The organism is Rhodococcus sp. 14C212 (assembly GCF_011058195.1).
Taxonomy (GTDB): domain Bacteria; phylum Actinomycetota; class Actinomycetes; order Mycobacteriales; family Mycobacteriaceae; genus Rhodococcus; species Rhodococcus aetherivorans.
Map to the genome: position 1 here is coordinate 1 of NZ_JAALEH010000234.1, position 385 is coordinate 385.

Sequence of the window (385 nt, forward strand, 5' to 3'; positions counted from 1 at the left end):
AGCTTGAGGTGCTAGTGTCCTATTAACGGACGTGGGGGTTCAAGTCCCCCCTCGGACACTCTGAGTTGAGACAGACGGCGAAGGCCCCGAACCGATCGGTTCGGGGCCTTCGCCGTTGCGGCGCCGCGTGCCCTGCGCGCCGTCCGTCGTGCCCGGCGGCGAGCACCGCCGGATCGTTTCCCCCGGACGCCGGGTGCCGGCCGGACGCGGGCCGCTGACCAGCGGATTGGGAGGGCGCGCCCGGGTGGGTTACGCTGAAACGGCACCCGCGGGAGCGGGGAGCATCAGCATGTCCGAGTGGCGGAATGGCAGACGCGCTAGCTTGAGGTGCTAGTGTCCTATTAACGGACGTGGGGGTTCAAGTCCCCCCTCGGACACTCTGAGT

1 tRNA gene is annotated in these 385 nt (G+C 68.3%); it reads left to right on the forward strand.

The annotated features are described in order from the left end of the window. Positions 1 to 291: 291 nt before the first annotated feature. Positions 292 to 377, forward strand: a tRNA-Leu gene (locus tag G6038_RS30870). Positions 378 to 385 lie beyond the last annotated feature (8 nt).